The 18,632-nt window shown below is 67.1% G+C and carries 15 protein-coding genes; all 15 read right to left on the bottom strand.

Annotated features, from left to right (window positions below):
- Window positions 1-358: 358 nt before the first annotated feature.
- Complete coding sequence (locus J2848_RS28000; protein WP_246194201.1) at window positions 359-613, bottom strand: site-specific integrase; 255 nt, start codon at window positions 611-613, stop codon at window positions 359-361.
- A gap of 424 nt (window positions 614-1,037) precedes the next feature.
- A complete protein-coding gene (locus J2848_RS27995) occupies window positions 1,038-1,625 on the bottom strand; it encodes a glycoside hydrolase family 108 protein (RefSeq protein WP_149234004.1) in 588 nt (195 codons plus the stop codon).
- Between the two features lie 240 nt (window positions 1,626-1,865).
- Complete coding sequence (locus J2848_RS27990; RefSeq protein WP_149234005.1) at window positions 1,866-2,225, bottom strand: hypothetical protein; 360 nt, start codon at window positions 2,223-2,225, stop codon at window positions 1,866-1,868.
- Window positions 2,225-2,848, bottom strand: coding sequence for a hypothetical protein (locus J2848_RS27985; protein ID WP_149234006.1), 624 nt, complete (start codon window positions 2,846-2,848; stop codon window positions 2,225-2,227). The genes J2848_RS27990 and J2848_RS27985 overlap by 1 nt, the downstream gene beginning before the upstream one ends.
- Window positions 2,848-5,199: a hypothetical protein gene (locus J2848_RS27980; protein ID WP_149234007.1), complete on the bottom strand. Its 2,352-nt coding sequence runs from the start codon at window positions 5,197-5,199 to the stop codon at window positions 2,848-2,850. Before J2848_RS27980 ends, J2848_RS27985 begins: the two co-directional genes overlap by 1 nt.
- Window positions 5,196-6,158, bottom strand: coding sequence for a hypothetical protein (locus J2848_RS27975; protein ID WP_149234008.1), 963 nt, complete (start codon window positions 6,156-6,158; stop codon window positions 5,196-5,198). The genes J2848_RS27980 and J2848_RS27975 overlap by 4 nt, the downstream gene beginning before the upstream one ends.
- A gap of 2 nt (window positions 6,159-6,160) precedes the next feature.
- Entirely contained in the window at window positions 6,161-7,741 is a 1,581-nt protein-coding gene (locus tag J2848_RS27970; protein ID WP_149234009.1) for a hypothetical protein, read from the bottom strand.
- An 11-nt stretch (window positions 7,742-7,752) separates the two neighbouring features.
- A complete protein-coding gene (locus J2848_RS36030; protein ID WP_149234010.1) occupies window positions 7,753-14,769 on the bottom strand; it encodes a phage tail length tape measure family protein in 7,017 nt (2,338 codons plus the stop codon).
- Between the two features lie 7 nt (window positions 14,770-14,776).
- Window positions 14,777-15,001 (bottom strand): hypothetical protein, encoded by a 225-nt coding sequence (locus J2848_RS27960; RefSeq protein WP_149234011.1) that lies wholly within the window; start codon window positions 14,999-15,001, stop codon window positions 14,777-14,779.
- Between the two features lie 2 nt (window positions 15,002-15,003).
- A complete protein-coding gene (locus J2848_RS27955) occupies window positions 15,004-15,336 on the bottom strand; it encodes a hypothetical protein (protein WP_246194202.1) in 333 nt (110 codons plus the stop codon).
- 50 nt (window positions 15,337-15,386) lie between these two features.
- On the bottom strand, window positions 15,387-15,812 hold the full coding sequence (locus tag J2848_RS27950) for a hypothetical protein (protein WP_149234012.1): 426 nt from the start codon (window positions 15,810-15,812) through the stop codon (window positions 15,387-15,389).
- 143 nt (window positions 15,813-15,955) lie between these two features.
- On the bottom strand, window positions 15,956-17,443 hold the full coding sequence (locus J2848_RS27945; protein ID WP_149234013.1) for a phage tail tube protein: 1,488 nt from the start codon (window positions 17,441-17,443) through the stop codon (window positions 15,956-15,958).
- Between the two features lie 105 nt (window positions 17,444-17,548).
- Window positions 17,549-17,743, bottom strand: coding sequence for a hypothetical protein (locus J2848_RS27940; protein WP_149234014.1), 195 nt, complete (start codon window positions 17,741-17,743; stop codon window positions 17,549-17,551).
- A 4-nt stretch (window positions 17,744-17,747) separates the two neighbouring features.
- On the bottom strand, window positions 17,748-18,191 hold the full coding sequence (locus J2848_RS27935; protein WP_149234015.1) for a hypothetical protein: 444 nt from the start codon (window positions 18,189-18,191) through the stop codon (window positions 17,748-17,750).
- 136 nt (window positions 18,192-18,327) lie between these two features.
- Window positions 18,328-18,618, bottom strand: a complete 291-nt coding sequence (locus J2848_RS27930) for a hypothetical protein (RefSeq protein ID WP_149234016.1) — start codon at window positions 18,616-18,618, stop codon at window positions 18,328-18,330.
- Between the last annotated feature and the right edge of the window lie 14 nt (window positions 18,619-18,632).

Here is an 18,632-nt window from a genome sequence, read left to right as displayed (position 1 = left end):
ACCGAGCGGCGCAGGGGACCATAAAATCCGGACGTGTTGCTTGTTCGGTCTCATACCGATCAACTGAAACGCTGCCTCACGGAAAATGATTCCCAAGGCTGTAAATCAGCACGAGGTTTCGACGCCGATCAGCACAATAACCTGTCGAAAAACGTGATCCATTGGAAGGCAGTGGTTTTCCCCTGAGAAATCTCACTGAAGATATTCAGTGTCAAAATCTCTTGATCGCAAGATCCAATCCGTTGGGATTTCTGCCGATTCCACTGGGCTCAGCGGGCCAGCATCCAGGAAGACTTGAATCACAAATCTGGTCGGTGCCACAGGCTCTTCAACCCCGCCTGCAGAATTCAGCCGACCGCTATTGACGCTTGCCCTTTCCCCGCCGAACCCGGGCCATCACGCCGCGCATCGCCCTCAGGTGCTCGTTGTAGCGCGCCGGCATCACCGGCGAGGACCAGCGCCCCGCCTGCATCAGCCCGGGCAGATCAACGCCGGCGGCCAGCAGGTCCTGGGCGGCACCGACATGCAAGGAATGGCCGCTGAAACCGACGGCCAGCGGGTTTGCCTCTCCGGTGCACCGTTCCACCACGCGGCGCACCGCCGCCGGGCTCATCCGTTCGCCGGCGCCACTGCGCGACAGATGGCAGAACAGGAAAGTCCCGTCGCGGCTGTGGGACCCCTTCGTGTCCGTGTCGGCCGGCCACCGCGGCTGTCAACGCCAGCTGAAAACTGGTTATTCGAAGTTTCGTTCTGCGTTTTTCCACAAAACTGCGGCTTCAGCCTCCAAAATCGCCGGCTTCTCATCGGGCAAACCCCGTTCCGTGGTCTTAACCAGCCAGAAAGGCCGGTTTATCGAGGTGTTCGGTTGCGAATATGCGTTGCGCTGCCATTCTCAATACCGTTCAGCGATATCGTAGCGGCGAGATCCTCCTCGGCCGGCTTGATCAACGCACGCGACCGACGAGGCTGCTGGCAGCGTGAGGATTAGGCCAGGAAAGGGCGGACGGTGGATTTCAGGACGGGGAACATCCGCATCTTCACACCTCCATAAACTCGGCCAACCGGTTGAGCCAGCCGGCGGCATTGAGTGCCTGATCATCGGTGCGGCCACGCTTCCGCGCGTCGCTTGAGATCAGGTCGCCGTAGAAGCACATCCGGGCCACGAAGACCGAGCGCCACAGCCCGGCCGCGTCGGCGCCGTTCACCGCGGCGAGCGTCTTCGGCCCGACGGCGCCGTCGACCTTCAGGAGCGGCCGGCCGGCAAGGTCATTCACCGCGTCCTGTAGCCATTTCCCGGCGCGGGTGGTTCCGTGGTTGACGCCGCTGTCGATCACCAGGGCGCGCAGGGCGGCGTCGGCGATGCCGACGAAGCCCGGTTCCTCGATGTACCGGGCGCGGTAGATCGCCCGCACCTCGGCCTCGTCCAGCGCGGCGACATCGGTTGCGGTGACCGGGCGCTTCCGCCATCTCGTCAGCGTTGCCAGCGTGATGCCGCCCTTCGTCGGCCCGCCGCGGTCGCTGGACCGGTCCGTGTAGCGCGGCCAGCCCTCCCGGCGGAGGATGGCGTCGATGACGGCTTCGGTGGGGTCGTGCGGGATCGCCGTGTCGGTGGACATGGTGGTCATGGGAATCTCCCGAGTGGGAATTATGCGTTACAGGGCGCCTATAACGCTTCTATCGCCGGTCGGCAGGTGGCAGGCGGCAGCAGGAGGGCGGCGTCCTTATAGCCACCGCAGGCATCCAGCGCCTGCTGCACCTCCTGCTCTGGGTGAAGGGACATCGGGCATGGGCACGCTCCGGGTATGAAAAAAGCCGCTCACAGGCGGCCGGGGATGGGCAAGGGTGGGAGTGTTTGGCGCGGTCGATCAGGCCGGCGGTACCGGAGCAACCAGCCCTTCGCTGTCGGAGCAATGAGTGGCGGTCGCGTCTCCGGTCAGCTCATACACCTGCCCGGTCAGCAGCTCCGCCAGAGCCTTGGCGCTGCCCAATGTCTTCTGATGGCAGCCAAACCACGCCAGCGCCTCAATCACCACGTCCCGATGTTCCAGCGTGTCGACGTCGATCTGGTAAAGCGCCCGGCCGTCCTTCGTCTCGTCCCAGACGATGATGTCATACCGTAGCGGCATGCCGGTGAAACTCCGCTCCAGCAGATGGCGGGGCATCAACCAAAAGCCACGCTCGGTCGGCATGTAAATCGGCCGGCACGTCACATAGAAGCGGATCATCAGGCTGCCTCCTTCTTGTCTTCCAAGGCCAGCATCTCAGCGGCCGGCCCCACCAGATGGACGTCGCCCTCCTTGGCCACCAGCACGTCATGAACGCCGATCTGATGCAGCGCCTCGATCGTACCGACCTCGATCCGGCCACCCGATTTGATCTGCATGACCGCGTTGCCGACCAGCCGGTCGATCCAGTAGCGGTGCTCCTCTTCCTCGAACTGTTGGCGGCTCTCGACCGGGGGCAGCGACTTCCATTCCTGATACATCACCTCGATCTCTGCGATGGCGTCGCGCAGCAGCTTGGCGGCGCGGGCGACACCAAGCGCTGCGCGCTCCTTCTTCAGCAGCAGCCGGCGGCGTTCGAAGGAATCGAGATCGGGATCGGTCAGCTTGTGATCGGCCTCGTCGAGATCGATCTGGTGCTCCTGCTGGAAGAAATGGTTCTCGCGCAGCGCCTGGATTTTGCTGTCGATGTTGAGCAGCAGGGCACGCACACGCCGCGCCGTGCTGCGCCCGCTTTCGTCACCGCCGGTAAAGTGGGTGGTTTGGAAAGCGGAGTTTCCGAAGGGGACATGCTCGGCCGCTTCTAGGATCTCGCGTTCCAGGGCTTCGATGTTGATGCTGGGCATCAGAGATAGCCTCCCGATTGAGTGCTGGCGCGACCGTAATAATCGCCGATGGTCTGGCCGGAAATCGCTGTGCCGGCAGCCGATGCCTCGGTCGCAAAGGTGAAGATTTGGACGTTGTTCTGGTAAGTGCTGCCGTCGTAGCCGCCGACCAGGAAAGCTTTGGTCGCATTGTTGAAAGCGCCGGGTTCCCTGCGGGCAGCGGTCATGATGTTGCCGAGGGTGGCGAAAGTCTCGCTGGCGTACGTCAGCGCTCCGGCGCGGGTCGAGAGAGAGCCGGCCCAATGGCCGGACAGCACATAGCCGCGCGTCGAGCTGGTGACGCCTGCAGCGCTGGACATGCCGGTGTCCATGCTACCCCAGCCGTTCGTGCTGGTCTCGTTGCTGGCGATCAGCTTGTTGATCGTCGCCGTCGTCTGCTCGTCGCCATAGGTGTAGCAGATCGTGCCGGAGCTGGTGACCGGTGCGACGCGCTGTTCGTTGGGGGCAGAAGCTGTGCTGACATTGCCGGCCGTCTCGGTCGACCAAGTGAAGCGCGAGACGGTGCCCCAACTTTGGTTCATATCGCCCGCCCACGGCCGCCAGCGATAGCTCTTGCCGATCGTGGCATTGAAGTCCATGCCGGCACCGACGTTGTAGCTGTCGGGCGTGGTGTTGGCGATCGTCGTCATCACCTCGGTGCCAAAGGCCATCCGATCGATCGCGTTGCTGCCGCTTGGGCTGGACGGAACGGGCGAGCCGCCGAGCGTCCAGGCGTAGGTGGAATTGTGCAGAGCGCAGACGTTGGTGCGCGACGTGCTCATGCCGGTGCCGACAAAGCGACCCGTCCCGGATCCCATGCTGTAGGACCAGACGCTCTTGAGGGCCTGGATCGGCGTCGTGCTGGCCCAATAGCTCGAGGATAGGATGTAGCCTGCGTCGCCGGAGGCTTGCGGGCTTCCTTGGCTGTCGACCACCGTGAACGCGGTGTTTGCCACCGTGCAGATCAGCTCAATGCAATCGCGGTAATCGGTCGACTGGATACCGTCGCCAATGCCGGTCGCCGTCGTCTTGCCGTTGAAATTGATATACTGGTTGGCGTTCTGTGCGATCTTCCAGCCGCCCGTGCCGGCACCGACCACCTCGAAACGGTCACCAACGGCAGCAGGCGTGGGTAGGGTAAAGGTCAAGGTAGACGCGCTGTTGGCGATGAAGCTCTGATTTCTGACCAGAGTCGCATTTCCGGTTTGCGTCACCGCGGTCAGGCCGCCAGCAATTGGATTGCCATTGACGGTAGGTGCGATTTTGTAATCGATACTCGTAACTACACCGCCAGTGCGAGTGATGGTGCGCCATGCCGTTCTAACGGTATCTGCGTCGTTGGCGGTGTAATCAGTCATTACTCCGTTGTTGATGTTCTTGTTCCAGATCTTCGAATCGGCGGTGCCGTCCGTCTCAGTCATCACGGCGCTGACGTTGGTCCCGCTCAATGACGAGTAGGCCCCCAGCAGGCCGTAAGCGATCACATCGCCGCTGCTGTTGCGTTGCACGATGCTGTTCGCTGTGGGGTTCACGTCGCCGGTAGGCGTAACGCCGGCATCGCCGGCCCGGCTGAAACCCACCCCCACTACATCACCGCTGGCAAAGCCGCCCGGCCCCGTGCCACCGGAAACCGGGATCTTGCGATACCCACCGCCATTGATCACGGCGCCCGTGACCTGGAACTCCACCCATTTCGTCAGGTCGGTCCGGTGGGCAATCCGCAGAGTGCCCTTGACGGCATTGGTGCTGGCGCCCCAGCGATCGACCACTGCGGTAACACTGGTTCCGACGACGTCGACATTGTCGATGTAGACGACGGTTGCGGCGGTCAGCGTCGCATTGTTGGCCCAGACCTTGCCGTTCCCGGCGTCCGCGTCGGCAATTGTGGTCAACCAACTACCGCGGACCGCCGCCACTGTTCCGCCGACAGCCGAAGCCAGCTGATCGGCCCATGTGGCGCTGCTGGCGGCGGCAGATGCACTGCCCGCGGCCGCACCGGCGCTGCCAGCGGCAGCGGTTGCGCTGCCGGCCGCCGATGTCGCACTTCCGGCGGCAGCGGATGCACTGCCCGCGGCGGCCACTTCGGAGGTATGGGCCGCCGTTGCGCTGTTGCCTGCTGCGATGGCAGAACCAGCGGCGGAGGTCTGGCTGGCGGTAGCCGCATCAGCCAAGGACGCCACCCCTTCGCCGACGGTGGCGACATCCTTGCTGTGGCGGGACCAATTCGCCGCCATGCCGCCGACACCGGACAGCCCGAAGAGGTTGGAGGCCGCGTTGTAGATGCCGAGATTGTACTGCCTCAGGCGATCAATCGCCTCGGTGAAGAGACTCATTCCTTGAACTCCTCCAGTTCGATACTGGTCGAGGTGTAGCGGGAGCTGACGTAGCTCTGGCTGTGGTCGGAGGATCGCCGGTAGAGGCCGCCATAGAGGAAGTTCGCGGCCGGGTCGGCGGTACGGGACGGGTTGGACGAGTCACCGATGCTGGGCAGGTAGAGCAGTGGCCGACGCTTGCCGGAGCGCAGGGCCATCTTGAACAGCTCGTCCCGCAGTTTCCGGTCGGTCACCTCGCGGCCGATGGTCACCGTCCGCTTGGCGATGCCTTCTTCCACCCATGCCGAACCGCCGGAACCGGTAATCACCTCGTCGTTGTCCTTGACCCCTTCACCGGACTTCCCGACATGCCGGGAGAAGATCAGGCCGTCGCCAGCCCAGGCGAGGCCGATCCGATAGCCGGTGTCCTCGCTGCTGTCCGGCCGGAAGGCACCTCCCCACAGGGTCCAACGGATCGCCACCACCGGAACCTGCGGCACCACGCAGTGGATGTTCGTGGGCAACAGGGCGAAGTCCCGTGGATCGAGATCACCGCGCATCTGGTTGGGCGCGCCGGCCGGCATGGTCTCCGGATCGGTCAGCGGTGGAACCACGTTGGCGTCCACCCCGTCGACCACGGACGTCGCCACCAGCTCCGTCATCCCGGCATCGCCGAACGCCTCCATCCGATAGAAGGCGTTCTGGCGGAGGTTGGTGTCGAGCAGCGACGCCACCGACAGGAAGATCGGGAACTGCCAGGTCAGGGTGACGACCACCGGATTGATCGGCGCCCCGGTGGCATAGTCCACGTCGCCCTTGGTCAGGCAAACCGCCCGGTCAGAAACCGGCGTGGTCAGCATGGAGGTCAGCGGGGCGGTGAGTGCCCAAGCGGCAGAGCTGGCGATGGTGGCCGGGTTATCGAGCGGACCGTTCTGCACCTCGTTGCGGTCGGCGAGATAGGCGTAGGTCGACCCGGGCATGATCAGCGCTCCCCATAGAGGGTGGCGCCGCCGCCCTTGTCGCGGTTGGTCCGGCCGGTGATGACCAGCGGACCGCCGGTCTCGAAGCCGGCGATGTCGTCCACCACGGTGACGGCGCCGCCGATCCAGAGCCCCGGTGCCCCGTCACGCACCTTCAGGCTGTAGGGCTGCGGCGGCCAAGCCTTCTCGGCCAGCCACAGCGGCGCCTCTGCGTCGGCGTCCGCCTTCAAGGTCAGCGCCGTCTCGATGCGATCGGTCTTCGCGCTGACCCCATAGGCGGCTTGAATTACCGGATCGGTCGCACTGTCCGACTCGCGCCATTGCTGGGTCCACAGCGCAGTGTCTGCCGGCGTGGCGTCCACAGCCGCAGCGGTCGGGCTCGGGTTTTCTGCATAAAGGACGGTGACCTTCTTCGTCGGCGTCACGCTGCCGCCAGCGGTGGGCTTCAGGCCGTCGGTCGCGCCGCTGACCTTGCTGTATGAGCGGGTCGGCGTGGCCGCCATGGCCCGCGGCAGCCGGGTCACCACCAGCCGATCCTGCAGATCGACGAACCAGCGGCCGCGCGGAACGCTGCCGACCAGCTTCCCATAGGCATCCCGGTGGGTGCGCCCGTCGCCAGCCGGCAGGTACAACCCGACGGTGCGCGGGGTCGCATCCATGCCGCCGACATCGGCCGCGCTGACGATCCCGCCATGCGTGGTGGCGAGAAACGCGATCACTTCGCCGATATAGCGCCTCCAGACCCCGCCGCTCTTGTCGCCCTTCACCTCCACCCGGAAGTCCTCGTAGTGGACCGCCGTGTGGATCCTGCCGGTCGCGACATCGACCCGGAACTGGTTGGAACCTGGGATGCCGGCCGTCTTGCTGACGGCGACCCCGCCTGACCAGCCCCGCGGCACGTCGGCGATGGGCAGGCCGCCATTCACCGACCAGACATGCAGCAGCCCGCCGGCCCCGCTCCCGAAGTCGACGATGCCGAGATAGGTCGGCTGCACCATGGGGCAGTGGCCGAAGCACCGCTCCTTCAGCGCGTTCTTCAGCGTCTCCGGACCCTCATAGCCGCCGGTCCCGGCATATTTCGCGTCCTCCTTCTGGATCGGCGTGTCGAAATCCAGCTGGCGGTCATAGACCGGCAGCCTAAGCTCGGTCACATCCGGCGAAATCATGCCGGCCTTGGCCTGCCAGACCGTCACCGCGGTGTCGAGCGGTGCCCCGGCCGCCGCCACCCGCTCCGTCACCGCCTGGACGATGTAATCGGTCAGCAGCAGGTTCAGCGGCCGGGTGCCGAGCGGCACGCGCAGCCAGACCCCCGCCGTCATGTCGTAGACGGAGGCATGGCGCGGCAGGTCGTCGGTCTGCCGGACATTGATCAGCCGCAGGTCGTCGATCTGCGCCCTGGCGCCATCGGCCGCCGCCGTGACCGCCACCGATGGCCATTGCCCGACCAGCGGCAGCCAAGTCACCGATGGCGGATTGTCGCCGCTGCGGGACTGGTAGGCGACTGATCCGGCGCAGAGCGGCCAGCGGTGCAGGTGCCCCGAGGCCTTGTGATAGGCCACGAGGTCGTAGAGGTGGATGTCCATGGAACCCTCCGTTACGCGGCGCGCTTGACCTGCTGCTCCCGCAGCTCGTCCAACTGCTGGCGCATCAGCGTGATTTCGTCCTGGGCGATGCGGCTGCGCTGGGTCTGCGCCTCGCCCTCGGCTTCGTGGATGCTCGTCTCCAGCCGCTCGATGCGGCGGGCGATGTCGCGCAGCACCGCCAGGATTTCCCGGTTGTCGGACGCCAGCGGCCCGGCCGGCGGCCGGATCGGAGCGACGGGCGGCGGGGAGCTGTCGTTCGCCGCCGTCTGGTGCATGCCGACGATCCGGAGCGAGTCCGCCGACGAGGCCACCGCCGCCCCGCCGCCCTGCCACAGCAGTTCGGGTCCGGTCTCGCCGACCCACATCGCGCCCGGCGGCGTGGACAGGGTACCGGTCCAGAATCTGGGGATGCCGGCGGCCTTTGCCCGCGCCCGGACCGCCGACTCGAAATCGGCCTGATGACCGAGCCGGACCCAGGCGTTGAGGCCGGCGTCCACGCCGCCGGGGTATCCGGCCATCCGGACGGCCAGGGCCTGCTGGTCGGCCGACAGCGCCTCCCAGGCCCGCATGATGTCGGCAGATGCCGAATAGACCGCCCCGCCGGCTATGGTCCTGACGTGGCTCTCGAAGGTGGCGGCACGGCTGCCATCGGTCGCCAGCCAGGCGTTGAAGGCCTGATCGATGGATCCGGTCCAGCCCATCGCCCGGACGATCCCGACCTGCTGGGCACCGGACAGCCCGTCCCATCCCGACTGCACGTCGGCAGGCGCGCCGTACCGCGGCGTGGATGCCCCGCCACCGGCCGCCAGGACACGCGACTCGAAATCGGATCGGCGGCTGGCCGACGAGCCGAGCCAGAAGTTGAAGGCCTCGTCCACCTGCCCGCCCCAGCCCATGGCCTGGGCAATGCCGCCCTGCTGGGCCACGGACAGGGTGTCCCACGCCGTCTGGACCGATGCCGGAGCGCTGTAGCGCGGCGTGGTGGAGGTGGTGCCGGTGAGCTGCTGGAGCGGGGACAGCGCCGCCTGCCAGACGGCGAGGCTCTGACCCATGGTGTCCTTCAGCCCGTCGAGGCTGCCCAACTGCCGCTGCCCCATCGACGCCGCGTCCGCCCGCGCCTTCTGCAGTTCCTTCAGGCTGTCCTGCGCGACCTTGATCTGGGCGTCGGCCGTCGCCGCGGCGCTGTCCGGCGCGAGGGTTCCAAGCTCCTTTTCGACCCCCAGCACCATGTCGTAGAGAGTGCGGGCGGTGCCGGCGCTGTTCTCCTTCTCGATCGACACCAGGGTCTGGCCGAGGTTGATCAGGTTCGACCGGGCGGTGTCCTTGTCCTCGTCGCTGGCGGTGGCCGACCGGACAGTCCCCAGGGCCGCGTCCCATTGCCGCTTGACCTCGGTCAGGCGCTCCTGCGGGCTGATCGGGGCATCGCTGGAGATGGCGAGGGCATCGCGGGCGGCGGCGAATTGCTTGGCCGCCTGCGCCACCTTCAACGCGCCGTCCTGCAACTCGCCGATGAAGGTCTGCCGGGCGCCGATCTCCTGATCGTACCAAGCCAGAACATCCGCCTGCGCCAGTTCGAAAGCCTTCTGGCCGCGCTCCGCCCCCTGCACCAGAGCCAGCACGGAGGTGTCGTAGCCATCGGCCTTGGCCTTGGCCATCTCCACCGACTGCTGCTGGTCCAGCGTCAGCAAGCCCGAGCCGCGGACATTCCCGACGGCCGCATGCATCCGGCTCTGGAGATCGGCGTTGTAGGCGCGAAGATTGGCCGCCGCTTCGACCGCGGCTTTGCCTGTGGTCTTCAGGGTCTGGGCGAGCGCTCCGATGTCGCCGCCGAAGCTCCTGGTGACGAGATCCAGTTCCGACGGGTTCAGGTCCGTCAGAAGGCTGGTCAGGGCGGCGTTGAAGATGTCGCCGGCAACCGAAATGTCGGCACCGGCAGCGGCCAGATTGCGCGCGCTCTTGTCGCGGGTGTCTCCCAGGTCGGTGATCTGGTTCAGGAACTCGTGGCCGGACGCGCTGTTCAAGAGCCGCTTGGCATCGGTCTCGGCCCGCTGTTTGGTGCGAGCCCGCGTCTCCGCCTCGATCTGGTCGACCGTGGTGGCGAGCGCCGGGTCCAGCTGCACCGCGGCGTCGCGGAGCGCCTGGAACTGGCCGGTCAGGGTGGCCATGTCCTGCTCGCCCTGCGTCCAGTCCACCGGGTTCTTCAACTGCTCCAGGTAGCCCTTCAACTGGGCGGTGGCGAGGCCGACATAGCTGTCGCCGATCCCGAGCTTCTTGGCCCGGTCCAGCTCCTCCAGCATCGGTTTCAGCGACTCGGTGGTCGCGTTCTTGGCCGACCGGGTGACCCCGGCCAGGGACTTGTCCAGTTCGGACAGGGCCGTGATGCCGGCGTCGATGGTGGCGCCCAGGCCGATATCCTTGGCGGCATCTTCGTACGAGGAGGCTTTCGTGTTCTGGATGGCCTTGGTGACGTTCGGCCCGGCATTCGTCAGGCCGCCCTGCTCCAGCAGCGTGTAGCGCAGCAGGTTGCCCAGCGCATCGTCGCCCTTGCCGAACTCCTTGTAGGGAACGCTGCCTGCGACGTATAGACCCTTGGTTGCGGTCTGCCCGATGCCGAAATCCTTCGCCAGCACACCGCCGCCCGAGGCGGCAGCGGTGAAGATGGCGGAGAAGGCCGAGCCGAGTTGCTGGGCGGCTTTGGGGTCACCGTCGTTATCCGTCAGGTAGTTGCCCGATGTTGCTGATTTGCCGCCGGTGTTGATCGTGATGTCGGCCGAGGCGGTCGGTCCGACGGTGGGCTTCTGAGTGCCCAGCAGGCCGCCAAGTCCACCGCTGGCACCGCCGATGAGCGCGCCGACCAAGGTGCCGATGCCTGGGATCACCGAACCGATCAGCGCACCCACCGCCGCACCGGACGCGGCACCAGCCAGACCACCCACCGCCTTGTTGCCGTTGGCGACCATCGGCCCGATCAGGCTACCGGCTGCAAAGCCGCCACCGATGGGACCGAGGTAGGATGTCAGGCCGCCGGTGACGGCGCCGTTCGCGACCGCCGCGTTTGTGATGCCACCAGGAACAGCGGCAACGCCAGCAGCTTGAGCCGCCCCACCAGCCGCCGCGGTCATCCCCGGCGCCGCCGCCGTGCCGATGCCGAGCGCCGAGGCACCCCAACTGTCGATGCTCGACGTGATCGAGGACGTCCACGACGACGGCATGAATTTGCTGCCCAGCGATAGCAAGTTGCCCACGCCGCCGGACGATCCGGAGGCCGCGCCGGCCTGCCCGCTAGTGGTCGAGGTCGCCGCGCCGCCGCCCGACACGCCGCTGAACAGTCCAGCGACCCAATTCCAGATCCCGGAGACCGCGTCAGAAAAGCCGTTGTAGACGGACTGTGCCCCGGCCAGCAGCGTGTCGCCGGCCGAGTCCGAGGCCTTCGCCAGGGCCTTGGCGCCATCCGCCGCATCGTCCAGATGACCGGCCGCGCTGATGGCGTTTTCACCGATGTGGCTGACGGCGCGGGACTGCACCTCGATGACCGACGCCGCGTTGTCGTTTGCCGCGGTGGTGCCGAGTACCGATGCCACCAGGGCCGACTGCGAGGCGTTGAGGTCTTGTGCGCTTCCAGTAGCCACCTTCGCCGTATTGGCCGCGTCGAGCTGGGCCTGCAGCGCGTCCTCCTGCGCCTTGGTGACGCCCCCCACCCGGGTGCCGAGGACCGACACGTCGGTTCCCACCGTCTTCACCGTGGCGCCGAAGCGCTCGATGTAGGTGACCGTCTCCGCCGGCAGGGCGCGGCCCTGGGTCAGGTACTGCTGCACCCGAGTCGGTCCGGCATTGTAGGCCGCCGCAGCCGTGGTCCAGTCGCCGCCGAACTGCCGACCCAACATCGCCAGATACTTGATGCCGCCCCGGACATTTTCCTGGGTATCGGTCGCATCGACGCCCAGCCACTTCGCGGTGCCGGGCATCAGCTGCATGACGCCCATGGCCCCGGCGGAACTGGTCAGCAGCCGGCCGTCGGCGTGGTACTGGCGGAAGCCGGACTCCATCTTGGCGATGGCGAGCCCCACCTCCTCCGGCACCCCTTGCGCCCGCGACTCCGACCGGATCAGGTCGGCAACCTGCCCGCCGTCCTTGATCGCCACCGGCAAAGGCGCAGCGTCGGTCACGGGCAGACCGGCGATGCCGGCGCCCTTGTCATCCTTGACCGCAACGGGCATGGGCCTGCCGGTCAGCGCCTGCGGATCGAGCGCCACCGCGGAGGCCGAACCAGCCATCCGCACCCACATGGCATTGTCCGACGACGAACCGAGGCCGCCTTTGACGGAGCCGACGATGCGGTCCAGCGTGCCGGGGTCGTTGGCCGGCTTCGGCGTATTGTCGTTCACCGGATCGATCGGCCCGGACATCAGCTTGGTCAGCGTTCCGGTCAGCCAAGTCTCGGCCGGCTTGGTGATGACCGTATGGACGAAGACCCGCCTCAGCTCCTCGGCGAGGGCCTTGCCGGCATCGCCCGCCTTCTTCGCGCCGAGGATCACATCCTCGAATGCCGTGGCGATCGGCTGCGCCACACTGGCGGCGTTCTGCGCGGCGTCCTGCATCTGGCTTTTGAAACGCGCCAGTTCGCCCGCCTGCCGGATATAGGCCTGGGTGCCGGCGTCGGTCAGGTCAACGCCCTTGTCGCGCAGCTCGTTGGTGGTCTGGAGCACGGCCAGGGTCTTGGCGCGCTCGGCATTGGACTGGCCGAGCGTGTCGTATTCGGCGTTGGCGAGATCGACCGCCCGGCGTTGCTCTGCAGCCATCTGCGCGAACTGCTGGGAACGCTGCGCGGCGTCGCGGGCCAGAATGCCGGCGCCGATGTCCCGGATCTGCCCGGCATCGCGGGAGGGGTCCAGACCGCGCTTGCGGGCCTCGGCCAGCGCTTCGTTGGCGAGACCAGCCTCGCGTGCCGCGTCGGCGCCGTTGCCCCAGGCAGCGGCCAGCCGATTGGCATCCTCGACCTGCTGGCGCAACGTGGCGTCGAAGGAGGCGGCCTGCACCTTACGCTGGGCGTCGTCCAGCAACCGCAGCCGCTTCACGATGGCGTCGTACGGCTCGATGGTGCCACGCGCCACCTCGGTCAGGGCCTTGCTCTGGATCTCGGCCTCGCGCACCGCCGCCGTGGACTGGCCGTAAGCGCGGGCGACCAGATCGGCGCCGGCCACCTCCGCGGCAGCGGCGCGGTTGTTGTCGTTGACCGCCACCGTCAACTGAAGGAGAGCCTCTTTCTGCCGGATGATGCGGATCTCGTCGGCAGCAGTGCCACGCAGCCGGCGGTTACTGATATCCTCCTCCGCTTGCATTTCGGCTTGAGCAAGGGTCCGCTGAGCGGCATTCCCCTGCATCGCCTCCGATAGACGCTCGAATGCGGTGGCCTGCTCGCTCACATACTTGGCGGCGGCAGGATCGGGCATCCCGCTCCGCGCATTGGACGTACCGGCGGTGCGCGGCGCCCCCGTGCTGATTTGCGACGGCTGGCCGGCCGAGTTCTCCTTTTCCAGTTTCGTGAGCTGCTGCATCAGGTCGATGCGACGCAGGATAATCGCCTCGTGGGTGGCCTGAATGCCGGACGTCGCCTCAGGTAGGCGGCTATACTGCGCATCCAGATCCGACAGCTCCCGGCGGATGCTGGCGACCCGCTCCGCCTTGGTCGGCTCTCCGATGCTGCCGGCCGTTCTGTCCAACAGCAGGGCCAGCGCCTCCAGTCCCTTGATGACGATGGGCCGGCTGGCGATGGAGTCCAGCAAGCGGTTGTAGCCAGCAGACAAGCGCTCCATAGCGGCGCCAGCTGGGCTGAGCGCCTTCTCGTGCAGGCCGTCGAACTGCCGATGGAGCGCATCGACCGAGGTCTTGAGCACGCCGGCCTGATCGCCATGCCGCGCCATCGCCTCGATCTGCCGGCGTTCGTCCACCGTCAGGAAATTGAACTGGTCATCCAGCTTGCGAATGCCGGTATACCCTTCTGTCAGGGTGTCTGTCAGCCCCTTGACCGATTCGGCCACGTCGTCGGTTCCGGCCGCCATGTTCCGGCCGATACTGGCGACATCGCCCAGTATGGACGATGGCAGCCCACGCGCCCCGGCGAGAGTGCGGACGGAGGCGAAGGCCGCATCACTGCTGACACCCTGCTGTCGGAGCTGCGTCTCGATGGCGCGCAGTTGCCCCGCCGATACTCCCGAGGCGTTGCCCATGGCTTGGATGTCCACCGAAAGGCGGCGGGTGTGGGCGCTGACCTCGACCGCCCGCTCGATGACAACCGCCATCGCACCGCCGAGCGCCAGCGCGCCCATGGTCGCCAGCCCTGCCGGCGACGCCAGCAGCGCCATGGCGCGCGATACGCCGCCGACGGCTTCGACGGCCTGCAGCCCCTGCTGCATCAGGATCAGGAACGGGCCCTGCCCGCCGCCGAGCTGCGACGCCGTATCCAGGATCACGGAGGCGAGGTTGCCCATCTCATTCGCCGTCAGCCGGGCGGTGCCGGCACTCTCGCGATGGATCTTGTTCAGCGTGGCCTCCTGCTGGATCAGCCTGGTGGCCGCGTCGTAATTCCTGTCCAGCGCACCCGTCCTGTCGCCGGCAGCCGCGGTGGAGGCCGCCATGCCGGCCGTCTGTGCGCCGGCTGCGGCCTCCATCGCCCGCATGCCGGCCAGATACCGTTCCTGTTGAGCGGTGACCCGCTGCACCGCCTGCTCCTGCTGCTGCAGGATGCTCGTGCGCAGCTTCTCCTTCTCGACGAGGTTCAGTTCGGAGCGGTCCAGCTCATCGAGTGCTTGGCGGAACTGCTTCGTCGCCGCGGTGACCTTCGCCGCCAGCCGTTCGGTGTCGCTGAAGGACTTGGCCAGCTGTTCGCTGCCCTTGCCGAGGCGCGCAACACGGCTCTCGGCGGTCTGGGCTTCTTCACCCAGATGCCGGATCGCGTCGGCAACCGCATTGGCGGCGGCGGAGGCACGATCCTCGTAGCCGACGCTGAGGCTTTCAACCTGTGTCGTCATGGCGGCCTCACTGGCGCGGTGTGATGATCGGGGCGGAAGCTTCCACCGACTTGCCGGCGCCACCGCGCCAGCAGCCGATGTGAGGACCGGAACGGCGATGCCGCTCCGGCCCCTGGACGAGTTGACCGCGAAAACGCGTGCTGCAGACGCGCCTGCCGCTCTTCGCTGCCGGCAACGGGATGCGGTCGATGAACAGCCTGGGCTGGCGGGCGAAGACGGCGGCTTTGGCCATGGTCAGTCCTCGGTGTCCGTCTTGGCCTGTTCGGCCTTCACCTTGTCCGTCCACCACTCGGCATGGACGGCGTCCATGGCACGCAGGAGGCGGAACAGGGTGGGGAGGTGGAGCCCGTGGTCGGCGGCGTAGGCGCGCATGACCGTCCACGGGATGTTGCAGGGCATGGCCGGCCCCATGCCGCCGGCCCGCCACTGGCGGTCGTCGGCAAGGGCGTGCCAGGCCCGCCAGGCCCATCTGGTCCAGGGCAGGGGCTGGACCGCTTCGCCGTCCTCCTCCAGAAGGTCGGCGACCATGCCCGCCGCGTCGGGTTCCTCCTCCGCAAGGTCGGCCAACAAACCGTTGTTGGCCGCCTTGGCATGGAGGTGATCGCGCAGCGCGGCGGTCAGTTTCCCTCCGCTTCCTTCAGCTCGTCGGCATCGGCATCGGTCGCCATGTTGGCGGCGATGAAGGCGAGGCCGAGCAGCTTCTGGCCCCTCGGCTCCTGGATCAGCGCGCAGAAGGCGTCGAAATCCAGCTCCTGGCCGCCGATGACGCAGTTCTCGACATTCACCAGGGCATGCTTGATCAGGCACTTGGCGTTGATCTGGCGCTTCTGCGCCGCCGGCAGGCGCGAGGTGTCGCCGCCGAAGCCCTGGGCCGCCTTGCGCTGCAGGCGGGCCTGCATGTCGGTGTAGTCGTCGCCCAGCGGCTTGGTCAGGATGCGCAGGTCACGGTCGGGATCGGGGCGGATCCAGCGGCCGTTGGTCAGCACATCCTCGTCCATCAGCAGATCGTCGAGAGCGGCGGAGGTGTTCAGCAGATCCTTCATGGCGAAAATCCTGTCGGTCGATTGGTCGGAAATGCGCGATGGATGGGCGGGCGCCGACCAAACGCCCGCCCGCGGCCCACGCGTGCCGTCCTGCCGCCCCCGGTCGGGGGCAGCCTCTTTCCCGTTGGTCGCGGGGTCTCGGATCAGCGGAAGAATTCGAGCCGGTTCACGATCAGCTGCGCGTTGGTCAGGCTGTCCGCCGACGCGGTCAGCTTCACCGGCAGCATCACGTCCTGGTTCTTGCCGCTGACGTTGGGGTCGCCTTCCTTCGGGGTCAGGCGGGGCGCTTCCCAGACCATCGCCTGGACACCCTTCTGCAGCCGCGTGTTGAGGCTGGTGGGCGTGCCGGCCATCACCTTGGCCAGCAGATCCGCATTGCCGAAGTAGGTGTCCAGCTCGACGGACACGTCGAAGGAACCGTCGGCGACATCGACGGCGGCCGGCGCGGCGTCGTCGCCGTCGGCGGCGGCGTCGATGGCGCGCAGGTTGTTGTTGATGGTGAACTTGACGCTCTTCGACCAGTTGGGCTTCTTGAGCGCCGAACCGCCCTCGCCGATCCGGCCGCAATTGACGCTGAACGCCATCACCGGGAAGAGCGCGCCGTCCGGCGCCGGATCGGGCGTGTCGTCCAGGGACACCAGCGCGGTGGTGCCCTTCAGGCCCATGAACGCGATCGAGCCGGTGGCCTTCTGCTTGGCCTGGCCGCCGAACTCCAGCGTGTTCACCCGCATGCCGGTCTGGGCGATGTAGGTGGGCGTCGCCTGCCCCATGAAGCCCCGCTCCAGGGAGAGGCCGAGCTTCTGCACGCCGTTCTTCAGCACATCGCCGAAGAAGATCCGGATCGTCTTGCCGGTGCCGGTGTCGGCGCTCCAGCCGGACGGCAGGTTGTCCAGCGTCAGCTTGCGGGCGGAGATCGCGACGATGCGGCCCCAGCCGTTGACGCCCTCGGTCGCGAAGCGGTAGGCCGCCCCGGTGTCGCCGACCTTGACCCACTGGCCGACCATCAGCCCCAGCGTGGAGAAGTCGAGCCCGCCCGCCTGGGTGGTCAGCCCGTCGGCGACCGCCTGGATATCACCGGCGGCACCCTCGCACCCGACCACCTTCATCCGAGCGGTGGCGGGCGGGGAGGCCTCGTCCACCAGGCCGCCGCCGACGAAGGCCGGGGCGGTCGCGCTGCCGGCGGTGACCTTGGCCAGCTTGCCCTTGTTGGCCGTGGCGAAGCCGCTGAAACAGACCAGATGCCCGGCGACGAAGGCGGCACCGGTGGCGACCGCGACCACCTGGGTGGAGGCCGTCACGGACTGGATCACGCTGCCGGCGGCGCCATCATTGTCTCGGCTCGGCGTATTGATCCAGACATTGCCGAAGGCCGATTCCATTTCCCGCGACAGCAGGCAGTTGTCGGCCGGATAGTGCCATTCGATACCGATCTGGCCGCCGTTGCTCTGGCCCACCATGATCGGGTCGGAGGACATGCGGTCGTCGCGGATGTCGTCGCTGTCGACATAGTCGGCCTTGTTGGTCAGGCCGATCGAGGTGACGCGCTGCTTCTGCATGCGCGGGTTGGTCGGGGTGACGCCGTAGGTGGACTCGGCGACACCCGTCAGGCGGACACGATTGGAACTGGTCATTGAGGCTTCCTTCCGGCCAAAAGAAAAGCCGCCTCGAAGGGCGGCCATGGATCACAGGATTGGGGGATCGCAGGAACGGGGGGATCGCAGGAACGGGGAGAGGGGTCAGCCAGCCGCGACGGTCCCGGCAGCGTCTTCGGCGGCCTCCTCGACGGCCTCCTCGACGAGGGCGACATGGCCGAGACGCACCCAGTCGGCGAGCGTCAGCGCGCCATCGATGTCGCGCTCGGTGACGTCCCGGCCGACCGGGAAGCGGCGGGTGGCGGTGGCGAAGGACTTGGTGACGATGTGCTTGCCCATGGGGCTAGGCTCCTCTTTTCCAGTCGATGATGATGGTCATGCCCCACCAGGCGCCGGACTCGTCCTTGGCGCGGGCGGGGTCGAAACGGCAGCCACGGAACTCCAGGCCGCCCAGACGCTGTCCGCGAACCATGCCGGCAAACGCGGTCAGCAGGTCCCGGTTCGGCCGGGAGCCAGCACCGGCAGGACTGAAAACGGTCAGCGCCAGGGTGCCCACCTCCTCCCACAGCTCCTCCGCCGGATCGCCGGCACCGATCGAGTCCTGGTCCCACAGGCTGGCGTCCACCAGCACCCGGCCCCAGCACTGCGGACGATCCTGGGCGTCGAATGGCGCCGGCGGCGTGAAGGCCTCGTTGTCCCACGCCAGCGGGCAGGACATCGGGGCCGCATCCGGCCATGCCGTACCGATGAAACTGTGAAGCGTGTCGAAGGCGTCGATACTGGCCATGCTCATCCTCCTGCATGAAGCCGCGATCCGATGCCGGCCCACAGCCCCGCTTTCCGGATGATCGGGAACCGCCCGGCACCGGGTGCAACGAGTCCTGCCGCCCGCAATGCGGCCGTGATGTCGCAGAGCCTGCGCATCACCCGCCCACCGCGACCGGCAGGCGGGCTATGATGGTCGCGTTCTGCTCGACGACCTTCTCGACCTGCTCGGCCAAGGCGTTCGTGGCCTTCGCCTGCTCGGTCATCGAGGTGATGATGAGCTGGAACGTCTCGTTGCCGGGACCGGGCTGCGGTCGGCGCGTCCAGATCCAGACGACTGCGATGCAGCCCAGCGTGATGACGGCTGCGACCTGCGCGACCGGGGACAGGATGGAGATGCGGGTGAGCGTTTCCCCGACATCGGGGATCGGCAGGGGCAGATGATCCATAAGGGTGATCCCCG

Origin of the sequence: Azospirillum lipoferum (assembly GCF_024170005.1) — a bacterium.
GTDB lineage: Bacteria > Pseudomonadota > Alphaproteobacteria > Azospirillales > Azospirillaceae > Azospirillum > Azospirillum lipoferum.
Note: the sequence above shows the minus strand (reverse complement) of the source record. Positions and strands in the feature narration are given on the sequence as shown.